Below are 25,429 nucleotides of genomic sequence, written 5' to 3'. Positions count from 1 at the left end.
ACGAAAGTCGTGAATCGGGGCGCATCGGCGACAGTAAGTGCAAGATCGGCGCGGAAGGCGGGGGCGGGGGCGGGGGCGGGGAGGGATGGCAGGGCGGGGTGGCGGGTTTGTGCCATGGCGGGAACGCGCCGGGGGGCGCGGGGTCGGACAGCCGGGCGTTGCCTTGATGCTGTGCTGCGTACCGCTCCTCGACACAAAGAGGTCATCGTGGCTCTGTCTCCCAGGCGTCGCCGATCCGGGCTGATCGCCCTCGGTACCGCCCTCGCTCTGGCCGCCGGGTTCACCCCACCCGGCACGGGGGCGTCCGCCGCCCCGCCCGGCAATCCCACCCGCCCAACCGGCCAGCCGCCCGCGGTCCCGGGGCGGGCGTCCACCGTCACCCTGATCACCGGTGACATCGTCACGGTCAGCACGGCGGCCGACGGCAGCACCGTCTCGGTCGTCCGTCGCCCGGACGGCAGCACGCCGACCTTCCACCGCACCGTCCAAGACGGCGACACCTACGTCTACCCGGACGCCGCGCTGCCGTACGTCACCAGCGGCCTGCTGGACCGCCGGCTGTTCAACGTCACCGAACTGATCGCCGACGGGTACGACGACGCGCACACCGACTCGTTGCCGGTGATCGTCACCCTGACCGACGCCGCGGCCCGCGCCCGCACCCGACCCACCGTGGACGGTGCCCAGTTGGTGCGGCCACTGGAGAGTGTGCGGGGCGCGGCGCTGACCCGCCCACGGGCCGACGCCGAGAAGTTCTGGGGTGCGCTGACCGCCGGGACGGCCCGCCGGACCGGCGACACGCCGACCCTCGCGGGCGGCATCGCCAAGGTCTGGCTGGACGGCAAGGTGCACGGCGACCTCGCCGAGTCCACCGCGCAGATCGGCGCGCCGAAGCTGTGGGCCGAGGGGAACACCGCTGCCGGCGTCGACGTCGCGGTGCTCGACTCGGGGGCGGACGCCGAACACCCGGACCTCGCCGGCCAGATCGCCGCGTCCAGCAGCTTCGTGCCGAGCGAGCCCGACATCCTCGACTACAAGGGCCACGGCACGCACGTCGCCTCGACGATCGCCGGTACCGGTGCCGCGTCCGGTGGCGTCGAGCGGGGCGTCGCCCCCGGCGCGCGACTGCACGTCGGCAAGGTGCTCAACAGCGAGGGCAGCGGGCAGGACTCGTGGATCATCGCCGGCATGGAGTGGGCGGCCCGGGAGCAGAAGGCCCGCGTGGTCAGCATGAGCCTGGGCGGTGAGTCCACCGACGGCACCGACCCGATGAGCCAGGCCGTCGACCGGCTCAGCGCCGAGACGGGCGCGCTCTTCGTGATCGCGGCCGGCAACAGCGGCCCGGCGACCATCGGCAGCCCCGGCGCGGCGAACTCCGCGCTCACCGTGGGCGCCGTCGACGCCACCGACCACCTCGCCGACTTCTCCAGCCAGGGCCCGCGTGCCGGCGACGGTGGACTCAAGCCCGAGATCACCGCGCCCGGCGTGGACATCCTCGCCGCCCGCTCGCACCTGGTGCGCGGCGGTTCCGGGGACTACACGCTGATGAGCGGCACCTCGATGGCGACTCCGCACGTTGCCGGTACGGCCGCGCTGGTCGCCGCCGCGCACCCGGACTGGACCGGTCAGCGCATCAAGGAGGCGCTGGTCAGCACCGTCACGGCCACCCCGGGCTACACCCCGTACCAGGCCGGGGCCGGGCGGGTGGACGCGGTCGCCGCCGCGCACGCCACCGTCTTCGCCACCCCGAGCGCCTACTCCGGCTTTCAGAGCTGGCCGCAGCAGCCGGGCACGACCGTCGACCGGACGGTCACCTACACCAACGTCGGCAGCGCTCCGGTCACCCTGACGCTGGCCCTCGACGCGCCGAGCGCCCCGGCCGGCCTCTTCGCGCTCTCCGCCGACACGGTGACCGTGCCGGCCAACGGCACGGCCACCGTCACCCTCACCGCCGCGTACGACAAGCTGCCGGTCGAGGAGCAGGTCAGCGGCATGATCGTCGCCACCGACCAGGCCGGGACGGTACGGGGTCGCACCCTGATCGGGGCGAACCGGGAGGGTCAGCGGCAGAACCTGACGCTGATCGCCAAGGATCGGGACGGCAAGCCGCTCGCCGGCAAGGTCATCCTCACCACCGACGGCCTGTTCACCGCCGTGGACCTGCCCGAGAGCGGCACCGCGACGCTGCGGCTGCCGGTGGCGAGCTGGTCCGGTTGGATGTCCGCCGACGTGCGCGGCGTGCACGGGCCGCACTCCAAGGGCATGGCGATGCTCAGCTTCGTCGACGTCGACCTGAGCGCCGACCGCACCGTCACCCTGGACGCGCGCCAGGCCCGACAGGTGCGGACCGAGGTGCCGCAGGAGGCCACCCCCACCTCGTTGCGGATGGACATCCACCGCTCCACCGGCAACAGTCTCACCGAGAGCCAGGTGCTGCCGGACGACTCGTACGACAGCATGTGGGCGTTGCCGACGGGCCGTGCGGTCACCGACGGCGAGTTCGAGTTCGGCGCCCGGTGGCGGCTGGAGCAGCCGGCGCTGACCGTGACCGCCGGCGGCCGGTCGTACGACGATCTGCTGGTCAAGCGGGCGACCCCGGCGTTGCCGGCGGGTCGTCGCCAGCTCGACGCGGTCTACGTCGCCGACGCGTCGGCGGCCGGTCTGGCCAAGCGGCCGGTCCGGGACCGGGCCGTGGTGGTCCGGCGCAGCGACACGGTCGACATCGCCACCCAGGCGCAGGCCGCCGCGGCGGCCGGTGCCACCCTGCTGCTGGTGGTCAACGACGGCGTCGGGCGACTCCAGCCGTGGGACGAGGCGCCGTGGAGCCCGGAGAGCCCGGCCCCGGTGACCGTGGCGACCCTCACCGCCGACGAGGGCGACCAACTGATCGGGGCGCTGGAGCGCGGCCCGGTGCGGCTCAGCGTCGAATCCCACCCGGAGACCACCTACCTGTACGACGTGGCGCACCACTGGTCCGGCGCGGTGCCGGTCGACCCCACCTACCGGCCGACGAAGCGGCAACTGGCCCGGGTGGACGTGGAGTTCCGCAACTACCGGCAGGGCAAGGCGCTGGAGTTCCGCAATGACATCTGGCGCGGCTGGGCGTCGGGCAACCAGGAACCCGCCCCGGCGCAGGGCCGGCGCACCGACTGGGTGAGCGCCGACCAGCGGTGGCTCGACGACGCGTTCATCGCCGGCGAGACCGGCCAGCACCCGATGGCGGTGGCCACCTACTCGGCGGACAAGCCGAGCACGGTCACCTGGTTCGGGCCCATCCAACGCCCCCGGATGGGCGGGAGCTACATCCCGGTGCGCTATTTGGACACCGTCTACCTGCCCGCGCCCGGGTGGGGCGACGGCGGCGGGCACGTCGGTGAGGCGTACGCCAACTTCGACATGGTCAACCGGACCACCCTGTATCAGGGGGACAAGGAGCTGAACTGGGGTAACGCCGAGTACCTCCAGGTGGGCGGTCTGTCCGCGCAGCGACTGCCGTACCGCCTGGTGGTGGAGAACGACCGTGCCGCCTGGACGAATCCGTACTCCCGGCAGACCCGTACCGAGTGGGGTTTCCGCTCGGCGGCCACCGGCGCGGAGTCGGCCGAGGTGCTGCCGATGATCCAGCTCGACTACGAGGTGGCCATCGACCGCGACGGTACGGCGTCGCGGCGGGCGCCGCTGACCGTGGTGGCCTCCCAGCTGCCCGGTGTCACGGCCACCGTCGGCGCGGTGAGCGTCGAGGTGTCCTACGACGACGGCAGGACGTGGCAGAAGCCGCGCCTCACCCGGCACGGTGACGGCTGGCGCACCGCGTTGGACGCGCCGGCGAAGGCCCGGTTGGTGAGCCTGCGGACGACCGCGCGCGACGCGGCCGGCAACACCGTGAGCCAGAGCATCACCCGGGCGTTCGGCCTGCGGTAGTGCGGACCGGCCGCCGGTCGGGGTGCGATCGCATCCCGACCGGCGGCCGTCGCCGTGCTGGGCTCAGTCGGGGGCGCGGTCGACGTGTTCCGGCCGGTCGAGGAAGTGCAGCCGCGCCCGCTTCTCCGGCAGCTCGATCTCCGCGCCGGGCCGGAAGCCGCTGCGCAGCAGCCGCCGGTGCATCCGGTCGTTACGCACGTCCGGCTCCATGACGATCCGCAGCCGGCCCGGGTCGGCGAGGACGAACTCCAGGAGTGCGCCGAACAGCGCGCCGGTGAAGCCCGGCTCGGCGGTCACCGGGGGAGCCACCAGCAGGTGGACGCCGATGTCGCCGGGGCGCACCTCGTAGTGCTCGCCGACCGGATCGGCGTCGGGTTCGTACGTCTGCGCCAGCGCCACCGGCAGGCCGTCGCGGTGCACCAGGTACGCGTGGTGGGTGGTCAGCGAATCCAGGTACGCGTAGATCTGGCGCACCCGTTCGCGGCTGGCGTCGCGCATCCCCCAGAACCGGGCGTGCTCGGTGGTGACCCAACCGTGCAGCAGGTCGGCGTCGTCGTCGGGGCGTACCGGTCGGATGGTGACCACGCCAAACCCGGGCACGTCGCGTCGATAGGTGCTCATGCCGGCTCCTCGGTGAGGCGGTCCCAGTCGGTGATCACCGGCAGCAGGTCGCCGGTCAGCCACGCGGCCTGCTGGTCGTCGTGGTGCGCGTCGCCCGGCACTCCGCTCGCGCCGGACGGGACCACCCACCGGCTGTCGTGGCGCCGGGCCAGGTCCCAGACGTACCGGGCGGCGGGCCCCCGGAAGCAGCCGTGGGTGATCCCGGGCACGCTCGACGTGGCCAGCACGCAGTCGTGGTCGCCGTCGAGGCGGGGCCCGGGCGGGGCGTCCGGGTCGGGCAGGGCACGCCAGGCCGTCAGCCGGTGCAGGTCACCCCAGCGCACCGTGCCGTCCGTCGCGCCCGCGACCTCCTCGGCCGCCGCGCGCACCACCGCCGTCACGTCCACGCCGGGCAGCGGGACCGCGCCGAGCAGGTGCTCCAGCGCGTAACCGACCCGCGGCGTCAGCGCCAACCAGGGCGCGAACACCTCGGGGTACGCGGGCGGCTCGGCCAGCGCAGCGAGGGCCGGGTGGTCGGCGATCCGGCGTACGACGGCGGCGCGCAGCCGGGCGAAGTCGGCGGCGTCGACGCTGTCGGCGTCCATCCGCCGGTCCCATTGCCGCAGCCGGTCGCGCAGCGCGGCGGCGGCCGGACCGAGCCCGGTCACCGCGTCGAGTACCCCCAGCAGCGCGCCGGCCGACCCGAGGTACGTGTCGGTGTGCAGCGCGGCCATGTCGTCGACGGTGTGGTCCCGGCCGGTGTCCAGCAGGTCGGCGATGCGCCGCGCGCGGTGCGGTGGCGCGAACTCGACGCCGAGCGGCCCGGACAGCCCGCGCTCGTTGGCCATCACCGCCCGGTCGGTCACCTCGGCCCGGGGCATCGGCGCGTACCAGCCCCGCCAGGCGTACGTGGCGTCCCACGCGGGGACCGGCCGCCGGCCGTTGTCCGGGTGGCGCAGGGGCACCACGCCGGCGACCCGGTGCAGCAGGCCGCCGGCGGTGTCCGCTGCCTGCACCACGTTGACCGGCTCCACCCAGTGCCGCAGCGCGGCGTCCACGTCGGACACGCTGCGGGCCCGTAGCAGCTCCGGTATCGCCGCGAACCCCAGCTCACCGCTGACCCGGGGCGGATAGCGCAGGCTCAGCGCCGTCTCGTCGTCCGGTCCGCCGACGATCACCGGTCCCCGGTCGGTCTCGACGACCTCCACCCGCACCGGGTCCGCACCGGCCACCTCGATCGTCTCGACGTGGACGGACGCCTCCCGCCAGCCGTCCGGGCCGAGCGCCCGTACCCCGCTGTCGTGCCGGCGCAGTCGCTCGACGTAGACGTCCTGGTAGTCGGCCATCGCGTTGGTGATCGCCCAGGCCACCGGGCCGGCGTGGCCGAAGTGCGCGACGCCCGGCACGCCGGGCACGGCCAGGCCGACCACGTCGTACTCCGGGCAGGCCAGCCGGATCTGCTGGTAGACGCCCGGGTCCTCGAGGATCCGGTGCGGGTCGCCGGCCAGCAGCGCCGCTCCGCTGGCGGTGCGGGAACCGGCGAGCAGCCACCCGTTGCTGCCGGCGACGGCAGGCCCGTCGGTGGCGAACGCGTCGACCGCCGCCGGGCCGAGGATTCGCGCGACGTGCGCCCGCCAGAGCTTGCCCGGGAACCCCGCGAACAGGATGTGATGCCCGAGCCACACCGCGAGCGGCGTCCACGGCTCCCACCGGCCCGGGGCGAGCCCGACGGCCGCGAACTCCGGCGCGCGGGCCGCCCCGGCGGCGAGGCCGTCGTTTACCCCGGCCACGTACGCGCCCACCCACCGGGCGGTCGCCGCGTCCAGGTTGGCGTGGCAGCGGCGGGCGGTGTCGTCCAGCCGGACCTGCCGCGCGAAGCGGTCCCAGCCGAGCGCGTCGGTCCCGAGGAAGGCCGCGCTGGTGCCCTGCGACCGGTGCCGCTCGACCTCGATCTGCCACGCCCGGTCGTACGCGGTCACCCGACCCTGCGCCGTCGCCAGGGCGAGCGGGTCGTCGGCGCGGACGTGCGGCACGCCCCACGGGTCGCGGAAGAGCCGGGCGGTCATGCCGGCTCGGCCGCTCGCCGGCGGGCGGCCGGTACGACCAGCGGGGTGCCGGTCTCCGGATCGTCGATCACCCGGCAGGGCAGCCCGAACACCTCGGCGACCAGATCGGCGGTCACCACCTCGCGCGGGTCGCCGGCGGCCACCACCCGACCGTCGCGCATGGCGATGAGGTGGGTGGCGTACCGGGCGGCGTGGTTGAGGTCGTGCAGCACCGCGACAAGCGTCCGGCCCTGCTCCTCGTGCAGCCGGGCGCACAGGTCCAGGATGTCGATCTGGTGGGCGATGTCGAGGTAGGTGGTCGGCTCGTCGAGCAGCAGCAGCGGCGTCTGCTGCGCCAGCGCCATCGCGATCCAGACGCGCTGCCGCTGGCCGCCGGACAGCTCGTCCACCGGCCGGTCGGCGAGGTCGGCGACGCCGGTGGCGGCCATCGACTCGGCGACGATCCGTTCGTCCTCGCGCGACCACTGCCGCAGCAGCCCCTGGTGCGGGTAGCGACCCCGGGCGACCAGCTCGGCGACGCCGATCCCGTCCGGCGCGATGGACGTCTGGGGCAGCAGGCCGAGGGTGCGGGCGACCGAGCGGGCGCTCTGGGCGTGGATGTCCCGGCCGTCCAGCAGCACTGCGCCAGCGCTCGGGCGCAGCATCCGCGACAGCGCGCGCAGCAGCGTCGACTTGCCGCACGCGTTCGGTCCGATGATCACCGTGAACGACCCGTCGGGCACCGCCACGGTGAGGTTCTCGGAGATGGTGCGCCGGTCGTAGGCGAGGGTCAGCGCGCTGCCGCCAAGGCGGGTGGTCATGAGTGCCCTACCTTTCTGGGTGGGTTGGAGCTGATCATTCGTAGGATCGGAGCGGCCCAGGGGCTCTGGGTATGGCTGTCATGGCTGAGACCACGAGATGGCTTAAGGAGCTTGGCCGCCCGGAGCCCCGCCCTACCTTTCTGGGTGGGTTGGAGCTGATCATTCGTAGGATCGGAGCGGCCCAGGGGCTCTGGGTATGGCTGTCATGGCTGAGACCACGAGATGGCTTAAGGAGCTTGGCCGCCCGGAGCCCCGCGACGACTCGACCGCCGATTGGGAATTGCGATGTGATCGCTGTGTAGGGCAACGTCGGCGAGGTCGTCTGCTGGGAGTTGGAGCCGTGTCGAGCTGGCGGAGGTGACCGTGCCCCGGATCTGGGCCGGAGTGGATATCGGCAAGGAGCATCACCACTGTGTGGTGATCGACGCGAGCGGTGGGCGGCTGCTGTCGCGTCGTGTTCTGAACGATGAGTCGGCTCTGCTGGAGCTGATCCGGGACGTTCTGGCTCTCGACGACGACGCGCTGTGGGCGGTCGATGTCAATCACGGCGCGGCCGCGCTGCTGATCGGTTTGCTGGTCAGTGGCGATCAGCCCGTGGCGTACCTGACCGGCCTGGCCGTGCATCGCGCCTCGGGCACCTACCGCGGCGAAGGCAAGACCGACGCGAAGGATGCCTTCGTTATCGCCGACCAGGCCCGCATGCGTAAGGATCTCGGCCTGCTGCGGCCGGGCGACGACATTGCCGTCGACGTTCGCACGTTGACCACCCGCCGCACGGATGTGGTGGCCGACCGGACTCGCCAGATCAACCGTCTTCGTGCCCAGCTGCTGGAGGTATGCCCGGCGTTGGAGCGGGTGTTGGATCTGACCAACCAGGGACCGGTGTTGCTGCTGACCGGCTATCAGACGCCGGCGGCCATCCGCCAGGCCGGTGCGAAGCGCGTCGAGACCTGGCTTCGCCACCGCAAGGTCCGCGGAGCCGGCACGTTGACCACGGCTGTCATGCAGGCCGCGCAGGCCCAGCACGCCGTGCTGCCCGGCGAGAAGCTGGCCGCCGCCATGGTGGCGCGTCTGGCCAAGGGGGTGATCGCCCTCGACCAGGAGATCGCGGAACTCGACGCCCTGATCGAGGCCCGGTTTCGTGAGCATCCGCACGCTGCGGTGATCCTCAGCCTGCCCGGCATGGGCAAGCTTCTGGGCGCCGAGTTCTTGGCGGCTACCGGCGGCGACATGGACGCCTTCGGCACCGCCGATCGACTCGCGGGATACGCCGGGCTGGCACCGGCCCCACGCGACTCCGGACGCGTCAGCGGTAACCTCCGCAGGCCCCGGCGCTTCCACCGCGGACTGCTGCGAGCGTTCTACCTCTCCTCGTTCGCCAGCCTGAAGTCCTGCCCAGCCTCGAAAGCCTTCTACCAACGCAAGCGGGCCGAGGGGAAAGGCCACAAACAAGCACTGCTGGCTCTCTCCCGCCGCCGCGTCAACGTCCTGTGGGCCATGATCCGTGACGGACAGTCCTACCACCTCTCACCTCCCGTCACAGCGGCGGCTTGACAACAGCATTGGGAAGCTCCTTGTGCAGGGGTGGTCACAGCCGGCCCGCCCGGCGTTCGACGGCCAGCAGCCAGACCAGGTAGCCGCCGCCGAGCACGCCGGTCACCACGCCGACCGGAAGCTGGTGCCCGGCGAACGCGCGCTGGGCCACCAGGTCGGCGCCGACCAGCAGGGCCGCGCCGACCGCCATCGAGGGCAGCAGGTTCGGGCCGGGCGCCCGGGTCAGTCGCTTCGCGACGTGCGGCGCGACGAGCGCCACGAACGACACCGGGCCGGCCGCCGCCGCCGCGAACGACACGAGCAGCACCGCCGCGGTGAGCAGCACCAGGCGTACCCGACGCACCGGCACGCCGAGCGCGCTGGCGGTGTCGTCACCCAGCTCCATCATCCGCAGCGCCGGGGCGCAGCCCACGAGCACCAGCGGCGTGAGCACGGCGGTGACGGCCAGCAGCGGCCCGGCGTTGGCCCAGCCCCGCCCGTCCAGACTGCCGGTGAGCCAGAGCACCGCCCGGGCGGCGTCCATCAGCGGGGCACGGGTCAGCAGGTAGCCGTTGACGCCGGTGAGGATCGCGGCGACGCCGATGCCGACCAGGACGAGGCGGTAGCCGTGCACGCCCCGCCGCCACGCGAGCGCGTAGATCACCAGGCCGGTGGCGAGCCCGCCGACGACGGCCGCGCCGGCCAGGGCCAGGCTCCCACCGCCCACCACGACCATCACCAGCGCGCCGGTCGACGCGCCCTGGGTGAAGCCGAGGATGTCCGGACTGCCCAGCGGGTTACGGACCAGCGACTGGAACAGCGTGCCGCCCAGCGCCAGCGCCGCGCCGACCAGCAGCGCGGTGACCAGCCGGGGCAGGCGCAGCTCGGTCACGATGAACTGCTCCGCCGCGCTGCCGCCGCCGGTCAGGGCGCGCAGCACGTCGGCCGGGCCCATCGGGTAGTCGCCGCTGCCCATCGCGACCAACGAGAGCCCGGCGGCGAGCAGCGCCGCACCGAGACCGACGGCCAGGGCGCGGGGGCGGAACCGCAGCGACAACCCACCGGGGGTACGAATGACCGCGCTCACGGGCTCACCTCAGTTCGCGACTGCGGGGCTCGCAAACCCGGCTCACTCCTCGCGCTCACGGGGTCACCTCAATTCTCGACTGCGGGGCTCGCAAAACCGGCTCACTCCTCGCGCTCACGGGGCGGCCACCCGGGAGCGGCCGACCAGCCAGAGGAAGAGCGGGCCGCCCAGCACGGCGGTGACCATGCCGACCTGGAGTTCACCGGGTCGCCCGAGCAGTCGGCCCAGCACGTCGGCGCCGAGCAGCAGGACCGGCGCGAGCACCGCGCAGTACGGCAGCAGCCAGCGCAGGTCGGGTCCGGTCAGCGCGCGGACCAGGTGGGGCACGAGCAGGCCGACGAAGACGATGGGACCGCAGGCCGCGGTCGCCGCCCCGCAGAGCAGGGTGACCGCGACGATCACGGCGGCGCGGATCATGGCCGGGCGGGCGCCCAGCGCCCGGGCCGCGTCGTCGCCGAGCGCGAGGGCGTTCAGCGGACGGGCGGCGCCGAGGGCAACCAGCAGGCCGAGGAGGATGAACGGCGCCACCCTGGCCACCGTCGCCGCGTCCGCGCTGGCCAGCGAGCCGACCGTCCAGAACCGCAGCCGGTCCAGCGAAGCGGTGTCCAGCAGCATGACCGCGCTGACGAACGAGTACAGGGTGGCGTTGAGCGCCGCGCCGGCCAGCGCGAGTCGGGCCGGGGTGGCGCCCCGTCCGCCACCCACGGCGTAGACCAGCGCGGTGACCAGGGCCGCGCCGAGCAGCGCGAACCAGACGTACCCGCCGATGGCCGTGACGCCCAGGAAGGCGGCGGCGGTGGCCACGGCGGCGGACGCCCCGGCGTTGATGCCGAGCAGCCCGGGGTCGGCGAGGGGGTTGCGGGTGAGCGCCTGCATCACGGCGCCGGCCACGCCGAGCGCCGTGCCGGCGAGCAGTCCGAGCAGGGTGCGGGGCAGCCGCATCCGGTGCACGACGGCGTACTCGGCGGCGTCGCGGTGCAGCAGCCCGGACCAGACGTCGGCGAGTGGCAGGGACTTCGCGCCGACCGCGACGCTGAGCACCAGGATCACGCCGAGCAGCGCCACGGCGGCGAGCAGGCCGGCGGCGCGGGTCGCCCGGCGTCGCTTCGGGGTGGGGGCCGTCGACGCGTCCGGCACCGATGGTGTCGGAGTGGTGACGGTGGGTGTGGCGTCCAGTGTGGGCTCCGGGGTGTGGCGACACGGCGAACCGCTGTTGACAACGAGCGAGGTTAGGCTAACCTAACCCCGCTGTCCCGGTCGACCCCGGCCATCCTTTGATCGAAAGACGACACCATGCCCGATGCACTGTCCGCCCGTCGCCTCTCCCGTCGTGGCCTGCTGGCCGCTGGCGGCGCCGCCACACTGGCCGCGCTGCTCGCCGGCTGCGGCAAGGACGACGCCGCCAAACCGTCGGGCAGCGACAACGCTGCTGGCCCCTGGTCGTTCACCGACGACCGCAGCAAGAAGGTCGAGGCGGCAGCTCGTCCGGCGCGCGTGGTGGCCTTCACCGGCGTCGCGGCGGCTCTGGTCGATTTCGGTCTCGACAAGCAGCTCGTTGGCGTGTTCGGCGAGACCAAGCGGGCCGACGGCACGAAGGACCCGCAGGCCGGTGACCTGAACGTCGAGGCCGTCGAGATCCTGGGCAACGTGTGGGGCGAGTTCAGCCTGGAGAAGTACGCGGCGCTGCGCCCCGAGCTGCTGGTCACGCACATGTACGACCCGGACGCCCTCTGGTACGTGCCGGACGAGAGCAAGGACAAGATCCTGCCGCTCGCCCCGAGTGTCGCGATCACCACCGCGCGGGTGCCGATGACCAAGCCCATCGAGCGGTACGCCGCGCTGGCACAGTCGCTCGGCGCCGACCTCTCCGCCAAGAAGGTCACCGACGCGAAGACCCGCTTCGACGCCGCCGCCGACGCCGTGCGCCAGGCCGTCAAGGCCAACCCGGGCATCCGGGTCCTGGCCTGCTCGGGCAGCCCCGACCTGTTCTACGTCTCCAACCCCAAGGTCAGCACCGACCTGATGTACTTCGCCGAGCTGGGCGTCGACATCGTGGTGCCCACCAAGCTCGAGGCCGGCGACTACTTCGAGGCGCTGAGCTGGGAGAACGCCGGAAAGTTCCCCGCCGACCTGATCCTGCTGGACAACCGCAGCACCGCCCTGCAACCCAAGGACCTCGCCGCCAAGCCGACCTGGGCGCAGCTCCCCGCCGTGCGGGCCAACCAGGTGACGCCGTGGGACGCGGTGCCCCGCTTCTCGTACGCCGGGGCCGCGCCGCTGCTGGAGAACCTCGCCACCGCCATCCGGAACGCGAAGAAGGTCGGCTGACACCATGAGCACGAGCACCGTCGAACCCGTCGCCCTGCAGTACCGCTTCTTCGCCGCGCACGTCGTACGGGCCCGCCGGGTCGGCGCCTCGCTGATCCGGATCACCCTCGGCGGCCCGGAGCTGGTCGACTTCGCCGGCGGCGGCCGGGACCAGAGCGTGTCGCTGTTCCTGCCGCACCCGGGCCAGGACGCCCCGGTCGTCCCGGTCGAGCGCGGCGAGGACTGGTTCGGCGCGTGGCGGGCCCTCCCGCTGGACGTCCGGGCGGTGATGCGCTCCTACACGATCCGGGAGCACCGGCCGGCCGCCGGTGAGGTGGACATCGACTTCGTCGACCACGGCGGCACCGGTCCCGCCTCGCGGTGGGCCAGCCTCGCGGTGTCCGGTGACCGGGTGCTGCTGCTCGGCCCGGCCGTGTACGACAACCGCAGCGTCTGCTTCCGGCCGCCGGACGACACCGACCTCGTGGTGCTGGCCGCCGACGAGACGGCGTTGCCGGCCACCGCCGGGATCCTGGCCTGGCTGCCCGCCGGCACCCGCGTCCGGGCCTGGATCGAGGTTCCGGACGCGGCGGACATCACCGAGCTGCCCACCGCCGCCGAGGCGGAGATCCGTTGGATCGTGCGCGGCCGTACCGCCCCCGGAAGTGACCTGCTGGTCAGCGCGCTCCGTGCCGCCCGGCTTCCGGCGGCCAACCCGTACGCCTGGATCGCCGGTGAGTCCGGCGCGGTGCGGGCGTTGCGCCGGCACCTGGTCGGCGAGCGCGGTCTCGACCGTCGACGGGTGACCTTCGCCGGCTACTGGCGGCGCGGCATGTCCGAGGAGGACGTGCGCGCGCAGGCGCTGGCCGGCGCCACCGCCTGACCGGCGACCCCACCGAAACGCAGCACGGCCCCCGGCGCGCGCACGCGCCGGGGGAGGGTTCCGGCTGCCCATCGTCAGACCGTGGAAGGACATCCGTGACCGTGCCGACGTACCCCGACGAGACCGACCCGAGCAGCCCGCCGGCCGCTCCACCACCGGCCGCGGCACCCGCCGGGGCCCGCGCCCACCTGCTGCACGACGGCTCGGTCGAGCAGTACCGGCGGGCGATCGCCGACGGCGTCGACCGGGTCGCCCGCCGGGTCGCCACGGTGGACCGGCCCGGCACCGGGATCACTCCGGCCGAACTGGCCCCCCTGGTCGACGGGGTCGACCTGGACCGGCCGCTGGGCGACGCCGGCGCGGCGCTGGATGAGTTGGAGGGTGTCTACCTGCGTGACGCGGTGTGGTTCCACCACCCCCGCTACCTGGCCCACCTCAACTGCCCGGTGGTCATCCCGGCGCTGCTCGGCGAGGCGGTGCTCAGCGCGGTGAACTCCTCGTTGGACACCTGGGACCAGAGCGCCGGCGCGACCCTCATCGAGCGTCGACTGATCGACTGGACCGCCGCCCGGATCGGCCTCGGCCCGGACGCCGACGGTGTGTTCACCAGCGGGGGCAGCCAGTCGAACCTCCAGGCGTTGCTGCTGGCCCGGGAGGAGGCGTGCGCCGCCGCGACCACCTCGGCGGCCCGCCTGGAGCTGCTGCCCCGGCTGCGCGTGCTCACCTCCGTCGCCGGGCACTTCAGCGTCCAGAAGTCCGCCAAGCTGCTCGGCCTCGCCCCGGACGCGGTGATCGCGGTGCCCACCGACGCGCGGCGGCGCATCCGGCCCGCCGCCGTACGCGACGAGATCGTCCGGTGCCGGGCGGCCGGACTGGTCCCGATGGCCGTCGTCGCCACCGCCGGCACCACCGACTTCGGCTCCATCGACCCGCTCGCCGAACTCGCCGACGTCTGCGCGGCGACCGGCGTCTGGCTGCACGTCGACGCCGCGTACGGCTGCGGCCTGCTCGTCTCGCCGACCCGCCGGCACCTGCTCGACGGCATCGAGCGCGCCGACTCGGTGACCGTCGACTACCACAAGTCGTTCTTCCAGCCGGTCAGCTCCAGCGCGTTGCTGGTCCGCGACCGGCGGGCGCTGCGGCACGCCACCTACCACGCCGACTACCTCAACCCGGCGCGGATGGTGGAGCAGCAGATCCCCAACCAGGTCGACAAGAGCCTGCAGACCACCCGCCGCTTCGACGCGCTCAAGCTCTGGCTGACCCTGCGGGTGATGGGCCCGGACGCGCTCGGTGAACTCTTCGACGAGGTGGTCGACGCCGCCGCCGACGCCTGGCGGCTCGTCAGCGAGGATCCGCGCTTCGAGGTGGTGACCCGCTCGCAGTTGAGCACCGTGGTCTTCCGCTACCTGCCCACCGGTCCGGGCCGCGAGCTGGCCGACGCCGCCAACCTGTACGCCCGTGAGGCGCTGGCCGCCTCCGGCCTGGCCGTGGTCGCCGGCACCCGGGTGGACGGTCGGCACTTCCTCAAGTTCACGCTGCTGAATCCGGCCACGACCGTCGACGACGTCGGCCAGGTGCTCGACCTGATCGCCGGCCACGCCGGGCGGTACGTGCGCGACACCGTCGCGGCCGACCTGACCTGCCCCGTCGGCTGATCCCCACCCCCGCGCCTGGAGAAGAAGATGTCCACCCACGACTTCGTCGCCATCGGGCTCGGCCCGTACAACCTGGGTCTGGCCTGCCTCACCGCGCCGATCGACGAGCTGGACGGGGTGTTCCTGGAGGCCCGATCGAGCCTCGCCTGGCACCCCGGCATGCTGTTGGAGTCGGCCCGGTTGCAGACCCCGTTCATCGCCGACCTGGTCAGCCTCGCCGACCCGACCTCGCCGTACTCGTTCCTCAACTACCTCAAGGAGATCGGCCGGCTCTACCCGTTCTACATCCGGGAGAGCTTCTACCCGCTGCGCAGCGAGTACGACGCGTACTGCCGGTGGGCGGCGGCGAAGCTGCCGAACCTGCGCTTCGGTCAGACGGTGACCACGGTGGAGTACGACGACGCCGACGAGCGGTACGTGGTGCGGGCCACCACCGGCGGGTCGGAGAGCGTCGAGTACCGTGCCCGGCACCTGGTGCTCGGCACCGGCACGCCGCCGCACCTGCCGGCCGCCGTCGCCGGGCTCGCCGGGGACGCCGTGCACAACTCGCGCTACCTGGAGCACCGGGACGCGCTGCGGACCAGGCGCAGCATCAGCGTGCTGGGCAGCGGGCAGAGCGCCGCCGAGATCTACCACGACCTGCTCGGCGACATCGACAGGTACGGCTACCAGCTCAACTGGGTCACCCGCTCGCCCCGGTTCTTCCCCCTGGAATACACCAAGCTGACGCTGGAGATGACCTCGCCGGACTACGTGGACTACTTCCACGCGCTGCCCGAGGAGACCCGCTACCGGCTGGAATCCGAGCAGAAGGGGCTGTTCAAGGGGATCAACGCCGACCTGATCAACGACATCTTCGACCTGCTCTACGCGCACAGCGTGGACGGCCCGGTGCGTACCCGGCTGCTCACCAACACCGAGTTGGTCGACGCCGCACACCACGACGGCGAGTACACGCTCGGGTTGCGGCACGTGGAGCAGGAGCGCGATTTCACCCTCCGTACCGAAGGACTGATCCTGGCCACCGGCTACCACTACCGGGTGCCGGAGTTCCTCGAACCGGTCCGCGAGCGGATCCGCTGGGACGCACACGGCCGCTTCGACGTGGCCCGCAACTACAGCATCGACCACACCGGTCGGGGCATCTTCCTGCAGAACGCGGGCACCCACACGCACAGCATTACCTCGCCCGACCTGGGCATGGGCGCGTACCGCAACTCCTGGATCATCCGGGAGCTGCTCGGCCGGGAGCACTACCCGATCGAGAAGAGCATCACCTTCCAGGAGTTCGGGGTGGTGTCGTGAGCGTGGTCTTCACCCGGGTCGACGACCGGCTGGGGGAGTTCGCCCTGCGTACCCTCGATCCGCAGGCCGACGCCGCGCTGCTGCACGGCTGGGTGACCCACCCGAGGTCGGCGTTCTGGCTGATGCAGGACGCCGACCAGGCGCAGGTCGTCGAGGAGTACCGGCGCATCGCCGCGCACCCGCACCACGACGCGTACCTCGGTCTGTGGCGGGGGAGTCCGGCCTTCCTGGCCGAGCGCTACGACCCGGCCCACGTCGAGCTCGTCGACCTCTACGAGAACCGGCCCGGCGACGTGGGCATGCACTTCCTCTGCGCGCCCGCCGACGCTCCCGTGCACGGCTTCACCCGCGCGGTGATCCGTACCGTCATGGCCTGGCTCTTCGCCGACCCGGCGACCCGGCGCGTGGTGGTCGAGCCGGACGTGCGCAACACCGCCGTGCACGCCCTGAACGCCACCGTCGGCTTCGAGGTCGTCGGCCCGATCACCAAGCCGGAGAAGGAGGCGCTGCTCAGCGTCTGCACCCGCGCCCAGTTCCAGACCGCCACCGAACGGGCCGCCGCCCGAGACGAAGGAGCCCCGGCGTGACCACCACCGCCGTCCCCACCCCACCGGCCGTCGCCACCCCGGCCACCCCGGGCGACCCGGTCGCGCACCTCACCCCGCAGCGCTGGGCGCGGGCCAACCGGATGCTGGTCCGTAAGGCGCTCGCCGAGTTCACCCACGAGCGGCTGCTCACCCCGGCGCCCGTGCCGGGCCCCGACGACCGGCAGTGGTACGAGGTCCGCAGCGACGATGGCACGGTCACCTACCGGTTCGCCGCCCGGGTGCTCGCCCTGGCCCACTGGCAGATCGACGCCGACAGCATCACCCGCCACCGCGACGGCGTCGCGCTGCCACCCGACGCGGTGGACCTGATCGTCGAGCTGCGCGACGCCCTCGGGCTCTCCGCGCGGGTGCTCCCGGTCTACCTGGAGGAGATCACCTCCACGCTCGCCGGTACGGCGTACAAGCTCGCCCAGTCCGCGCCGAGCGCCGCCGAGCTGGCCGGGGCCGACTTCCAGACCATCGAGACGTCCATGACCGAGGGTCATCCCTGCTTCGTGGCCAACAACGGCCGGCTCGGCTTCGGCGTCGACGAGTACCACCGCTACGCGCCGGAGGCCGCCACACCGGTACGCCTGGAGTGGCTGGCCGCGCACCGCGACCACTCGACGTTCAGCAGCGCCGCCGACCTCGACTACGACGCCCTCATCGCGGGCGAGTTGGACGCGTCGACCCGGGCCCGGTTCGCCGCCACGATGGCCGAGGTCGGGCTCGACCTCGCCGACTACCACCTCATCCCCGCGCACCCCTGGCAGTGGTGGAACAAGCTGGCCGTGACGTTCGCGGGCGAGTTGGCCGAACGGCGGCTCGTGCACCTCGGCCCCGGCCCCGACTCGTACCTGGCGCAGCAGTCCATCCGGACCTTCTTCAACGTCAGCGAACCGGGCCGGCACTACGTCAAGACCGCGCTGTCGGTGCTGAACATGGGCTTCATGCGGGGACTGTCGGCGACGTACATGGCCGCCACTCCGGCCATCAACGACTGGCTGGCCGACCTGATCAGCAACGACGAGGTGCTGGCCGGCACGGGCCTGACCGTCATCCGGGAACGGGCGGCGGTCGGCTACCGGCATCGACAGTACGAGGCGGCCACCGAGCGGACCTCCCCGTACCGCAAGATGCTCGCCGCGTTGTGGCGGGAGAGCCCGGTGCCCGGCCTGGCCCCGGGGGAGCGGTTGTCCACGATGGCCGCGCTGCTGCACGTCGACGCCGACGGCGGCTCGCTGGCGGCGGCGCTGATCGAGCGGTCCGGCCGCGCGCCCGAGGTCTGGCTGCGCCGCTATCTGGACGCCTACCTGACCCCGCTGCTGCACAGCTTCTACGCCCACGACCTGGCCTTCATGCCGCACGGCGAGAACGTCATCCTGGTCCTCGACGAGCACGACACCGTCCGGCGGGTGATCTTCAAGGACATCGCCGAGGAGATCGCGGTGTTGAGCGCCGACGTCGCGCTGCCAACCGAGGTGGAGCGGATCCGGGTCGAGGTGCCCGACGACACCAAGCTGCTGACCATCTTCACCGACGTGGTGGACTGCTTCCTGCGCCACCTCAGCGCGGTGCTGGTCGAGGCGGACGTGCTCAGCGAGGACGCCTTCTGGGGCACGGTCGCGTCCTGTGCCGCCGACTACTTCGCGCGGGTGCCGCACCTGGCCGAGCGGGTCCACCACTACGACCTGTTCGCCCCCGAGTTCGCGCTGTCCTGCCTCAACCGCCTCCAACTCCGCGACAACCAGCAGATGATCGACCTGGCTGACCCGTCGGCCGCCCTCCAGTTCGTCGGCACCCTGACGAATCCGCTGGCCGCCCACGCTCCGGCCCGCTGACGCCACTCCGCGTCCCGGCGTCGGCCGGGGCGCGGCGTGTCGGCCGGCTACCGGTAGTCGGCGAAGATCCGCCGCTGCGCGCCGTCGACGGTGACCGTGCCGCCGTGCGGGAGGATCCACTGTGGTCTGGTGTGGCCGAACGGAACGCCGACGCACACCACCGCGTCGGCGTTGTAGCGGCGCACCACGTCGACGACCGTGTCGCGCTGCTGCTCGCGGAGCCGCACCCGCTCCTGCGCGTCGGGCCGGCGGTCGAAGTCGGAGACCGGTGGACGGGCGACCAGGACCGCGTCGACCGCGCCGAGGAGACCGCGTTCGCCCAGCGCGCGGACGATCCAGCCGACCTCGCGGGCGGGCAGGAGTTCCTCCGAGGTCTCGATGATCAGCACGCCGCCGCGCAGCACCCCGGGCGGGAACGGGAAGCGTCCCGCCGTGAGGATCCACTGCAGGACCTCCAGGCACCCGCCCCAGGTGGGGCCGGTGACCGTACGCGGTGGCCCGTACCAGCTCCACGGCTCGGTCGGCTCGCGGTCCCCGAACGACTGCAACGCCCGCGGGTCGTCCCAGGGGACCCCGATGTCCTCGGACTCGCCGGGATCGGTGACCTCCAACCGCTCACCGGTGAGCAGCGCGGCGCGCAGCGACCGGGCGTGGATGTCGTCCACGGCCGGACCGGGGCCGAGGTGCACCTGGGACGACCCACCGTAGAAGCTCGCGATGCCGAGTCCCCAGAGCCACTGGTGCAGGTTGGTGTTGTCGCTGGTGCCCAGGAACGGCTTCGGGTCGGCGCGGGCCAGGTCGGCGTCCAGGTGGGGGATGACGGTGATCTGGTCCTCCCCGCCGACGACGGCGAGGATGGCGCGTACCCGAGGATCGGCGAAGGCGGCGTTGATGTCCGCCGCGCGCGCCTGCGCGGTCGCGCCCACGGCGCGGGTGGTGGGGTATTCGACCGGCACGAGCCCGGTCACGTCGGCGAGCCGGCGCATGGCCTGCTCGTGGATCTCGGGGAACGCGCCGGCCGCGGCGAACGAGGGTGACAGGACCGCGATGCGGTCGCCCGGTCGCGCCTTCGGAGGACGCACAACGTCGTGCTGCATCCCGAGATTCCACCAGCGACACCCGTCGGCGCGCATCCCGTTTCGGGGTGCGTCGACGGCGGCCGCGCCGTACAGGGATCCATCGGTGTTATCGATAACACGAGGTGGAGTCACATACCGTACCGGTGTCCTGATGGCTGATCTACCAGCTCAGACGTAGTGCACAGCGAGCCGTAATAGTTAGAACCTTGAATTTCCCAGTCATCCGGCCGTAGCATGCCGGACACGGATGTGAACGTTAACGTTCGGACCCCTGCATCCCACCGAGCCCGTCCCGCCCGGTTGCCGTCCCGTCGCCGGTAGCGCTCATCTGGAGGTCCCATGTCGTCCCTGCCCCTCAGCCGACGCCGCGTGCTGCAGGCCGCCGGCGCCACCGCCGTACTCTCCGCGACCGGCGCCACGACGCTCGGCGCGGGCCCCGCCGCCGCTGCCGTGGTCCCGCCCGCACGGGCGGACATCGGCGTCGGCGCCTATGCCTTCGACCCCGGTCAGGTGCGACTGACCAGCGGCCGTTGGCTGGACAACCAGAACCGCACCCTGAACTACCTGCGCTTCGTCGACGTCGACCGGATGCTCTACAACTTCCGCGCCAACCACCGGCTGTCCACGAACGGCGCCGCCACCAACGGTGGGTGGGACGCGCCGAACTTCCCCTTCCGTACGCACATGCAGGGGCACTTCCTGACCGCGTGGTCGCACGCCTACGCGGTGCTGGGCGACACCACCTGCCGGGACAAGGCGAACTACATGGTCGCCGAGATGGCCAAGTGCCAGGCGAACAACGGCGCGGCCGGGTTCGGCGCGGGCTACCTCTCCGGCTTCCCGGAGTCGGACTTCACCGCGCTCGAGGCACGCACGCTGTCCAACGGCAACGTGCCCTACTACTGCATCCACAAGACCCTCGCCGGCCTGCTCGACGTCTGGCGCTACACCGGCAACACCCAGGCCCGTACGGTGCTGCTGGCCCTCGCCGGCTGGGTCGACACCCGCACGTCCCGGCTCAGCTCCAGCCAGATGCAGTCGATGCTGGGCACCGAGTTCGGCGGCATGAACGACGTGCTCACCGACATCTACCAGATGACCGGTGACAGCCGGTGGCTCACCACCGCCCAGCGGTTCGACCACGCCGCGGTGTTCAACCCCCTCGCCAGCAACCAGGACCAGCTCAACGGCCTGCACGCCAACACGCAGGTGCCCAAGTGGATCGGCGCGGCCCGCGAGTTCAAGGCCACCGGGACCACCCGTTACCGGGACATCGCCAGCAACGCGTGGAACATCACCGTGAACGCGCACTCGTACGTCATCGGCGGCAACAGCCAGGCCGAGCACTTCCGGGCGCCGAACGCGATCGCCGGTTACCTGAGCAACGACACCTGCGAGCAGTGCAACACCTACAACATGCTCAAGTTGACGCGCGAGCTGTGGCTGCTCGACCCGAACCGGACCGACTACTTCGACTTCTACGAGCGCGCCATGATCAACCACCTGATCGGCGCGCAGAACCCGGCCGACAGTCGCGGTCACATCACCTACTTCACCCCGCTCAAGCCCGGTGGACGGCGGGGTGTGGGTCCGGCGTGGGGCGGCGGCACCTGGAGCACCGACTACAACTCGTTCTGGTGCTGCCAGGGCACCGGCCTGGAGATCAACACGAAGTTGATGGACTCCGTCTACTTCTACAGCGGCACGACGCTCACGGTGAACCTCTTCGTGCCGTCCGAGCTGAACTGGACGCAGCGGGGGATCACGGTCACCCAGAACACCACGTACCCGGTGAGCGACACCACCACGCTCACGCTCTCCGGCACGATGAGTGGCTCGTGGAGCATTCGGGTGCGTATCCCGTCGTGGACGAGCGGCGCGACCATCAGCGTCAACGGGGTGGCCGAGTCGGTCAGCACCACGCCGGGCAGCTACGCCACCGTCACCCGCACCTGGGCCGCCGGCGACACCATCACCGTACGGTTGCCGATGCGGGTGGTCATGCGGGCCGCCAATGACAACCCCAACGTCGCCGCCGTCACGTACGGCCCGAGCGTGCTCTGCGGCAACTACGGCAACACCACGCTCAACTCGTTGCCGTCGCTGGTGGTCTCGTCGATCGCGCGGACCAGCACCAGTTCGCTCGCGTTCACCGCCACCGCGAACGGGTCCACCGTCAACCTCGCGCCGTTCCAGGACGCCCACGGCTACAACTACACGGTGTACTGGAACACCAGCACCAGCAGCGGTGGCGGCAGCTACCGGCTGGTCAACGTGGGCAGCGGGATGGTCCTGGGCATCCAGAACATGTCCACCGCCGACGGCGGACTGGCCCTGCAGTGGGACGACAGCGGCACCGCCGACCACAACTGGGTCATGATCACCGACGGCAGCGCGGTCCGGTTCCGCAACGTCAACAGCGGCAAGGTCCTCGGCGTGGAGAACATGTCCACCGCCGACGGCGCCCGCGTCCTGCAATGGTCGGACAACGGCACCGCCGACCACCGGTGGACCCTGGTCAACAACGGGGACGGCACCTACAAGATCCGCAACGTCAACAGCGGCAAGTTGCTCGGCATCCTGAACAACTCCACCGCCCGAGGCGCCCAGGCCGTGCAGGATTCGGACAACGGCACTGCGGACAACCGCTGGCGGCTGGTGGCCAACGCCTAGACAGCCACGTCGAGGTCTCGGCCTAGTCGGCCGTTCCCGCGCGCCGGAAGGCGCGGGCCAGCTCGGCCAGGTCGAGACCCTCGAAGTGGCGCAGGAACCGGCGGCGGACGGCCGCCAGGTGGCTGGGCCAGGACTCCTGGAGGCGGGCGAAGCCCGCGTCGGTGAGCACCGCGTTCCAGCCCCGGGCGTCCTCCTCGCACCGCTCCCGCTTGACCAGCCCCTGGCCCTCCAGCCGGATGATCGTCCGGGTCATGCCGCTGAGCGAGAGGTAGCAGGCCGCGGCCAGTTCGTGCATCCGCATCCGCCGCTCCGGTGCCTCGGAGAGGTTCATCAGGGCGGTGTACTCGGTCAGGGGGAGCTGTCGGTCGCCGACCATGTCGGCGTCGATGGTGCGCGGCACCACGTACATCACCTGACCCAGGGCACGGACCAGCGCCTCCTCGTCGGGATCGAGGGGGCGCGGCACCTCTGCGCGGGAATCGGCCATCCTCCTAGCATAGTTGCTTGATTGAGCAATTGCTTACCCAGCGTGTGAGCATGGTCATGGCGCGGTCATTTGCTTGACGAAGCAAGGAGCGGTTAGCGTTCCGGCGGCCAGGTTCGGACTAGTGAAAGGCGCAGTCATGACCAAGATCGGGATCATCCTCGGCAGCACCCGCCCGGGGCGCAACGGTGAAGCCGTTGCCCGCTGGGTCCTCGAGAACGCCCAGCAGCGCACCGACGCGCAGTTCGAGCTGATCGACCTGCTCGACTACAACCTCCCGCACCTCGACGAGGCGATGCCGCCGGCGATGGGCCAGTACAGCCAGCCGCACACGCTGCGCTGGGCCGAGACCATCGCGTCGTTCGACGGCTTCATCATGGTCACCCCCGAGTACAACCACTCGACCTCCGGCGCCCTGAAGAACGCCATCGACTTCCTCTACAACGAGTGGAACAACAAGGCCGTCGGGTTCGTCAGCTACGGCTCCGTCGGTGGCGCCCGTGCCGTCGAGCACCTGCGCCTGATCGCCGGTGAGCTGCAGATGGCCGACGTGCGCTCGCAGGTCGCGCTCTCGCTCTTCACCGACTTCGAGAACTTCAGCACCTTCAAGCCCGGCGACCAGCACCTGCCGGCACTGACCACCACGCTCGACCAGGTCGTGGCCTGGAGCGCCGCGCTCGCGCCGCTGCGCAAGAGCTGACCTTCTTCGAGTACGCCTCGGACGGCCGCGGGAGTCACTCCCGCGGCCGTCCGCGTACCCACGGCCGGCGGCGCGGGGCGATAGCCTCGGCGGGATGAGCGCAACGCCCCGGCCGGGCCGGACCCCACTGTGGCGGGACCGCGCCTTCGGCACCTACTGGATCGCCCAGTCCCTCTCCGCGGCCGGTGACGCCTTCGCCTACCTGGCGGTGCCGCTGCTGGTGCTCCAGGCCACCGGGTCGGTGGCGCAGATGGGACTGCTCACCGCCGTCGCGGGTGCGGCGTCCGTGACGGCCGGCGTCTTCGGCGGGGTGCTCGTCGACAGGTACGACCGCCGTACGTTGATGATCGTCGCGGACCTGGTCCGGCTGGTCCTCTACGGTCTGGTGCCCCTCGTCTGGCTCGCCGGCCCACAGGTCTGGCTGCTCTTCGTCGTGCTGCCGATCTGCGAGGCGGCCGGCATGCTGTTCCAGGTCGCGGCGGTGACCGCCGTGCGCAACCTGGTCGACGCCGACCGGATCACCGAGGCCAACGGTCGGCTCCAGGCCACGTTCGCGGCGACCGCCGTGCTCGGGCCGCTGCTCGCCGGGGTGGTGTCGGCCCGCTTCGGCCCGGCGGTCGCCATCGCCGTCAACGCGGCGAGCTTCGCGCTCTCGGCCGCCGGCCTGCGCCTGGTCCGCCTGCGCGCCGCCCGGCCCACCGACGCCCCGCCGACCGTCCGGGGTCGTCCGCTTGTCGAGTTCCTGGCCGGGGCGCGGTTCCTCTGGCGGCAGCCCGTGCTCCGCGCGCTGACCGTCCTGCTGTCGGTCTTCATCTTCCTGACCTACGGCTTCACCGACGTGCTGATCTACCACGTCACGCACGACCTCGGCGGCACCGAGGGCACCGTCGGCACGGTGCTCGGCCTGGCGGCGCTGGGCACGGTCGCCGGGGCGCTGCTGGTGGCCCCGCTGCGGCGGCGACGCGGTTTCGGCACCACCTGGATCGGCGCGCACCTGATCTGCGGGTTCGCGGTGGCGGGCGTCGGCGCGGCGACGTCCGTGCCGGCGGTCACCGCGCTGACCGCCGTGTACCTCTGCTGCGTCAGCGTCGGCGGGATCTGCTCGATGTCACTGCGCCAGGAGATCACGCCCGACCACCTGCTCGGCCGGGTCACCTCGGCGTTCTGGAGCACGCACTACGCCCTCGGTCCGGCCGGCGCCGCCATCCTGACCTGGGCCGCCGGCCGGTACGGCGTACCGGCGGTGGCGTTCGTCGCCGGAGTCGGCTGCCTGCTGGTCGCGGTCGGCGGTCTGTTCACCCCGATCCGCCGCGCGGGCGGCGAACCGGCCGCCGACCCGCCGGGACTCGGGCCGGCCCCGGCCGTCGGCACGACCGGCGGCTGAGGCGCGGGTCAGAACTCCCGGTACATGACGTGCAGGCCGACCCGGCCGAGGGTGCGGTGGCGGAACGCGCCCGGCACGGTGCCGACCACCTCGAACCCCTCCCGCCGGTACAGCTCGACCGCCGTCCGGTTCGTCTGCACCACGGCGTTGAACTGCATACCGGCGTATCCCGCACGGCGGGCCCAGGTCAGGGCGTCGCGGCAGAGCGCGGTGCCCACACCCCGGCCACGGGCGTCGGCGGCGACCAGGAAGCTGGCGGTGCTGACGTGCGCTCCCGGTCCGGGGCGGTTGGGTCCCATCTTCGCGCTGCCCAGCACCCGGTCACCGTCGGCCGCGACCACGGTCCGCCCGGGCGGGGCCTCCACCCAGACGGCGTACGCCTCGTCGGCGGTCATCTCCGGGTCGTAGGCGAAGGTCTCCTGTGCCCGGATCACGTCCTCGATGATCGGCCACACCTGCGACCAGTCCTGGTCGGCGAACGTACGGATCAACACGGGCGCAGGCTACGCAGGGCAGGCCGG

At 72.3% G+C, this 25,429-nt stretch carries 19 protein-coding genes; 11 read left to right on the top strand and 8 right to left on the bottom strand.

The features are described 5' to 3' along the window. Window positions 1-207: 207 nt before the first annotated feature. On the top strand, window positions 208-3,921 hold the full coding sequence (locus tag ACN263_RS15930; protein ID WP_422735077.1) for a S8 family serine peptidase: 3,714 nt from the start codon (window positions 208-210) through the stop codon (window positions 3,919-3,921). Between the two features lie 63 nt (window positions 3,922-3,984). Here ACN263_RS15930 and ACN263_RS15925 read toward each other — a convergent pair whose 3' ends face one another. The 3 genes from ACN263_RS15925 to ACN263_RS15915 are packed head-to-tail and all read right to left on the bottom strand — an operon-like array spanning window position 3,985 to window position 7,387. Then, entirely contained in the window at window positions 3,985-4,542 is a 558-nt protein-coding gene (locus tag ACN263_RS15925; RefSeq protein ID WP_422735076.1) for a GNAT family N-acetyltransferase, read from the bottom strand. Continuing rightward, entirely contained in the window at window positions 4,539-6,587 is a 2,049-nt protein-coding gene (locus tag ACN263_RS15920; protein ID WP_422735075.1) for a penicillin acylase family protein, read from the bottom strand. Before ACN263_RS15920 ends, ACN263_RS15925 begins: the two co-directional genes overlap by 4 nt. Then, window positions 6,584-7,387, bottom strand: a complete 804-nt coding sequence (locus ACN263_RS15915; RefSeq protein WP_422735074.1) for an ABC transporter ATP-binding protein — start codon at window positions 7,385-7,387, stop codon at window positions 6,584-6,586. The genes ACN263_RS15920 and ACN263_RS15915 overlap by 4 nt, the downstream gene beginning before the upstream one ends. A gap of 357 nt (window positions 7,388-7,744) precedes the next feature. On the opposite strand from ACN263_RS15915, the gene ACN263_RS15910 reads away from it, so the two are divergent. Next, entirely contained in the window at window positions 7,745-8,941 is a 1,197-nt protein-coding gene (locus tag ACN263_RS15910) for an IS110 family transposase (RefSeq protein WP_422735073.1), read from the top strand. A 34-nt stretch (window positions 8,942-8,975) separates the two neighbouring features. On the opposite strand, the gene ACN263_RS15905 is transcribed toward ACN263_RS15910, so the two are convergent. Together ACN263_RS15905 and ACN263_RS15900 are read right to left on the bottom strand one after the other, a co-directional pair. Continuing rightward, the gene (locus ACN263_RS15905) at window positions 8,976-10,007 is read right to left on the bottom strand and encodes a FecCD family ABC transporter permease (protein ID WP_422735071.1); all 1,032 of its coding nucleotides are present in this window, start codon (window positions 10,005-10,007) and stop codon (window positions 8,976-8,978) included. A gap of 114 nt (window positions 10,008-10,121) precedes the next feature. Then, on the bottom strand, window positions 10,122-11,183 hold the full coding sequence (locus ACN263_RS15900) for a FecCD family ABC transporter permease (RefSeq protein WP_422740725.1): 1,062 nt from the start codon (window positions 11,181-11,183) through the stop codon (window positions 10,122-10,124). Window positions 11,184-11,300: 117 nt separating this feature from the next. On the opposite strand from ACN263_RS15900, the gene ACN263_RS15895 reads away from it, so the two are divergent. From ACN263_RS15895 to ACN263_RS15870, 6 genes are all read left to right on the top strand, one after another. Then, window positions 11,301-12,335 carry an ABC transporter substrate-binding protein gene (locus ACN263_RS15895; protein WP_422735070.1) on the top strand — a complete coding sequence of 345 codons (1,035 nt, stop codon included), beginning with the start codon at window positions 11,301-11,303 and terminating at the stop codon, window positions 12,333-12,335. Window positions 12,336-12,339: 4 nt separating this feature from the next. After that, the gene (locus ACN263_RS15890; protein WP_422735068.1) at window positions 12,340-13,197 is read left to right on the top strand and encodes a siderophore-interacting protein; all 858 of its coding nucleotides are present in this window, start codon (window positions 12,340-12,342) and stop codon (window positions 13,195-13,197) included. A gap of 95 nt (window positions 13,198-13,292) precedes the next feature. After that, entirely contained in the window at window positions 13,293-14,855 is a 1,563-nt protein-coding gene (locus tag ACN263_RS15885; RefSeq protein ID WP_422735066.1) for a pyridoxal phosphate-dependent decarboxylase family protein, read from the top strand. A 27-nt stretch (window positions 14,856-14,882) separates the two neighbouring features. Continuing rightward, entirely contained in the window at window positions 14,883-16,160 is a 1,278-nt protein-coding gene (locus ACN263_RS15880) for a lysine N(6)-hydroxylase/L-ornithine N(5)-oxygenase family protein (protein WP_422735065.1), read from the top strand. Further along, window positions 16,157-16,747, top strand: coding sequence for a GNAT family N-acetyltransferase (locus ACN263_RS15875; protein ID WP_422735064.1), 591 nt, complete (start codon window positions 16,157-16,159; stop codon window positions 16,745-16,747). The genes ACN263_RS15880 and ACN263_RS15875 overlap by 4 nt, the downstream gene beginning before the upstream one ends. Window positions 16,748-16,848: 101 nt before the next feature. Then, complete coding sequence (locus ACN263_RS15870) at window positions 16,849-18,588, top strand: IucA/IucC family protein (RefSeq protein WP_422740724.1); 1,740 nt, start codon at window positions 16,849-16,851, stop codon at window positions 18,586-18,588. Window positions 18,589-18,635: 47 nt separating this feature from the next. On the opposite strand, the gene ACN263_RS15865 is transcribed toward ACN263_RS15870, so the two are convergent. Continuing rightward, entirely contained in the window at window positions 18,636-19,685 is a 1,050-nt protein-coding gene (locus ACN263_RS15865; protein WP_422735063.1) for a S66 family peptidase, read from the bottom strand. A gap of 321 nt (window positions 19,686-20,006) precedes the next feature. Between ACN263_RS15865 and ACN263_RS15860 the strand changes: the two genes are divergently transcribed. Further along, window positions 20,007-22,340: a beta-L-arabinofuranosidase domain-containing protein gene (locus tag ACN263_RS15860; protein ID WP_422735062.1), complete on the top strand. Its 2,334-nt coding sequence runs from the start codon at window positions 20,007-20,009 to the stop codon at window positions 22,338-22,340. A 22-nt stretch (window positions 22,341-22,362) separates the two neighbouring features. Here the strand turns inward: ACN263_RS15860 and ACN263_RS15855 are convergent, their stop codons facing one another. Continuing rightward, window positions 22,363-22,827 (bottom strand): MarR family winged helix-turn-helix transcriptional regulator, encoded by a 465-nt coding sequence (locus ACN263_RS15855; RefSeq protein ID WP_422735061.1) that lies wholly within the window; start codon window positions 22,825-22,827, stop codon window positions 22,363-22,365. Between the two features lie 136 nt (window positions 22,828-22,963). On the opposite strand from ACN263_RS15855, the gene ACN263_RS15850 reads away from it, so the two are divergent. Beyond that, complete coding sequence (locus ACN263_RS15850) at window positions 22,964-23,524, top strand: NADPH-dependent FMN reductase (protein WP_422735060.1); 561 nt, start codon at window positions 22,964-22,966, stop codon at window positions 23,522-23,524. A gap of 94 nt (window positions 23,525-23,618) precedes the next feature. Continuing rightward, window positions 23,619-24,908, top strand: coding sequence for an MFS transporter (locus tag ACN263_RS15845; protein ID WP_422735059.1), 1,290 nt, complete (start codon window positions 23,619-23,621; stop codon window positions 24,906-24,908). A gap of 8 nt (window positions 24,909-24,916) precedes the next feature. On the opposite strand, the gene ACN263_RS15840 is transcribed toward ACN263_RS15845, so the two are convergent. Next, a complete protein-coding gene (locus ACN263_RS15840) occupies window positions 24,917-25,402 on the bottom strand; it encodes a GNAT family N-acetyltransferase (protein WP_422735058.1) in 486 nt (161 codons plus the stop codon). Between the last annotated feature and the right edge of the window lie 27 nt (window positions 25,403-25,429).

The organism is Micromonospora sp. WMMD729 (genome assembly GCF_049315225.1).
Classification (GTDB): domain Bacteria; phylum Actinomycetota; class Actinomycetes; order Mycobacteriales; family Micromonosporaceae; genus Micromonospora.
The sequence above is the reverse complement of the archived record's forward strand: the minus strand, read 5'-3'. Positions and strand labels throughout refer to the sequence as shown.